The organism is Rhizobacter sp., from assembly GCF_031412495.1.
Taxonomy (GTDB): domain Bacteria; phylum Pseudomonadota; class Gammaproteobacteria; order Burkholderiales; family Burkholderiaceae_C; genus Schlegelella_A.
This window is the reverse complement of record NZ_JANODC010000352.1, coordinates 1-3,062: the sequence shown is the minus strand read 5'-3', so window position 1 is coordinate 3,062 and position 3,062 is coordinate 1. Positions and strand designations below refer to the sequence as shown.

General features: G+C 70.7%; 3 protein-coding genes. All 3 read right to left on the bottom strand.

The genetic code is table 11. The features are described from left to right. Nucleotides 1-686 (bottom strand): UDP-N-acetylmuramate--L-alanine ligase (locus AC30N0_RS12920; protein ID WP_489518315.1); only part of this gene is annotated, 686 nt, incomplete at its 3' end. A 91-nt stretch (nucleotides 687-777) separates the two neighbouring features. Beyond that, complete coding sequence (murG, locus tag AC30N0_RS12915) at nucleotides 778-1,866, bottom strand: undecaprenyldiphospho-muramoylpentapeptide beta-N-acetylglucosaminyltransferase (RefSeq protein ID WP_489518314.1); 1,089 nt, start codon at nucleotides 1,864-1,866, stop codon at nucleotides 778-780. Continuing rightward, nucleotides 1,863-3,044: a putative lipid II flippase FtsW gene (ftsW, locus tag AC30N0_RS12910; RefSeq protein ID WP_489518316.1), complete on the bottom strand. Its 1,182-nt coding sequence runs from the start codon at nucleotides 3,042-3,044 to the stop codon at nucleotides 1,863-1,865. The genes murG and ftsW overlap by 4 nt, the downstream gene beginning before the upstream one ends. Nucleotides 3,045-3,062 lie beyond the last annotated feature (18 nt).

Below are 3,062 nucleotides of genomic sequence, written 5' to 3'. Positions count from 1 at the left end.
ATCATCGGCACGATCGAGCGCACGCCGGGGTCGTCGGTGCAGAGGACGGCCGCGCCGTAGAACGGCATCTTGTGGATGAACTCGACGAAGGCCTGCTTCAGCCGCGAGATGTCGTGGCCGTAGGTGTCCATGTGGTCGGCGTCGATGTTGGTGACGACCGCCATCACCGGCAGCAGGTTCAGGAACGAGGCGTCCGATTCGTCGGCCTCGACGACGATGTAGTCGCCGGCGCCGAGGCGCGAGTTGGCGCCGGCGGCATTGAGGCGACCGCCGATGACGAAGGTCGGGTCGACGCCGGCTTCGGCGAGCACGCTGGTGACGAGGCTGGTGGTGGTCGTCTTGCCGTGCGTGCCGGCGATGGCGATGCCCTGCTTGAGGCGCATCAGCTCGGCGAGCATGACGGCGCGCGGCACGACCGGAATACGGGCGGCGCGGGCGGCGACGACCTCGGGGTTGTCGCCCTTCACCGCGCTCGACGTCACCACCGCCTCGGCACCGGCGATGTGACCGGCGTCGTGGCCGATGGCGACGCGGATGCCGAGCCTGGCCAGGGCGCGGGTGGTCGGGCTGGCGTGCTGGTCCGAGCCCGAGACGCGGTAGCCGAGGTTGTGCAGGATCTCGGCGATGCCGCTCATCCCGGCGCCGCCGATGCCGACGAAGTGAATGTTCTTGACGGCATGCTTCATGGAGCCCCCACGCTCCCTTCGGTCGCGGCCCCCCGAGGGGGTGCGGCCGGCCTTGGGGCGGCCCGGCGTCCGGCCGATGCGGCGAGGCGCGTCATGCCGCCACCATGAGCTCGATCTCGTCGGCGACGCGGGCGGCGGCGTGCGGCCGGGCCAGCGAGCGGGCGCGGGTCGCCATCTCGAGAATGTCCTCGCGCTCGAGGCCGGCGAGCACCTCGGCGAGCCTGGCCGGCGAAAGCTGCGACTGCTCGAGGTGGATGGCACCGCGGTGCGACGCCAGCCAGGCGGCGTTGTCGCGCTGGTGCGATGTAGTGCTCGCCACGAAGGGCACCAGCACCGCCGCGACTCCGGCCGCGCAGAGCTCGCTCACGGTGATGGCGCCGGCCCGGCAGACGATGACGTCGCACTCGATCAGGCGCGCCGCCATGTCGTCGATGAAGGGCAGGACTTCGGCCAGGACGCCGGCCTTCGCGTAGGCGGCCCGAACCGAGGCTTCGTTCGCCGCGCCCGTCTGGTGCACGACGCGCGGCCGCCGTGCCGGGGCCATGAGCGCGATCGCCTGCGGAACCGTCTCGTTGAGAACGCGCGCGCCGAGGCTGCCGCCGACGACGAGCAGCTTCAGCGGGCCCTTGCGGCCGATGAAGCGCTGGCGCGGATCGGGAATGCCCTCGATGTCGGCGCGAACCGGGTTGCCTGTGACCACGCCCTTGCGCCCGCCGGCGAGCATGCCGGAGGCACCGTCGAAGCCGAAGGCGATGCGCCGCGCCGCCGGCAGCAGCGTCTTGTTGCTGAGCAGGAGCTTGGCGTCGGCGTTGACGATCAGGAGCGGCTTGCCGCCGAGCCGGGCCATCCAGCCGCCGGGAAAGCACAGGTAGCCGCCCATGCCGAGCACGGCGTCGGCGCGACGGCGGGCGATGATCCGGGCGCAGGCCGGGAAGGCGAGCAGCAGCCGAGCCGCGCCGAGCAGGTTGCCGACCAGCCCCTTGCCGCGCAGCCCGTTGAAGGCGACGCGATCGAGCGGGATGCCGGCCGCCGGGACCAGCTTGTTCTCGAGCCCGGAATAGGTGCCGAGCCAGCTAACTTTCCAGCCGCGCCGCTGCATCTCGCTGGCGACGGCCAGGCCCGGGATCACGTGGCCGCCGGTGCCGGCGGCCATGACGAGCAGGTGCCGCCGCGCCGTCATGCGCGGCCTCCGCGCATGAGCTGCCGGTTCTCGACGTCGATCCGGATCACGATGGCCAGGGCGATCATCGTCATCACGATCGCCGAGCCGCCGTAGCTCATCAGCGGCAGAGTCAGGCCCTTGGTCGGCAGGACGCCGAGGTTGACGCCCATGTTGATGAAGGCCTGGCCGCCGACCCAGATGCCGATGCCCTGCGCGAACAGGCCCGCGAAGACGCGGTCGAGGGCCACCGCCTGGCGGCCGATGTGGAACAGGCGCCGCGCCAGCCAGAAGAAGGCGACGATGACGCAGGCGACGCCCACGAAGCCGAGCTCCTCGCCGACCACGGCGAGCAGGAAGTCGGTGTGCGCCTCGGGCAGGTAGTGCAGCTTCTCGACGCTGGAGCCGAGGCCCTGGCCGAAGATCTCGCCGCGGCCGAAGGCGATGAGGGAATGCGACAGCTGGTAGGCCTTGCCCAGCGTGTAGCGCTCGTCCCAGGGGTTGAGGTACGCGAAGATCCGTTCGCGCCGCCATTCGCTGAGGCTGATCATCAGCACGAAGGCGCCGATCAGCACCGCGCTGATGAGCAGGAACATGCGGCCGTTGACGCCGCCGAGGAAGAGGATGCCCATGGCGATCGTCGCGATCACCAGGAAGGCGCCCATGTCCGGCTCGGCGAGCAGGAGCAGGCCGACGACCGCGATCGAGATCGCCATCGGCACGACGGCGCGGAAGAAGTTCTCCTTCACGTCCATCCGCCGCACCATGTAGCCGGCGGCGTAGAGCGCGATCGCCAGCTTGGTCAGCTCCGAGGGCTGGAAGCTCATCATGCCGAGCGGGATCCAGCGCCGCGCCCCGTTCACGCCCTTGCCGACGAAGGGCAGCAGCACGACGACCAGGAGCAGCAGCGAGGCGACGAAGATCCAGGGCGAGAGCTTTTCCCAGATCGACACCGGGATCTGCACCACGACCAGCGCAGCGACCACGGCGATGGCGAGCGACGACAGGTGCCGGATCAGGAAGAAGGTCGGCGTGTAGCGGGCGAAGCGCGGGTTGTCGGGCATCGCGATCGACGCGCTGTAGACCATCACCAGGCCGAGCGAGAGCAGGGCGACGACGACGAAGACGAGGGCCCGGTCGAAGCCGAGCAGCCGCGCCGGCTGGCCGGCATCGACGCTGATCCACTCGCGCACCGGGATCGGCTCGGCGACGGCGCG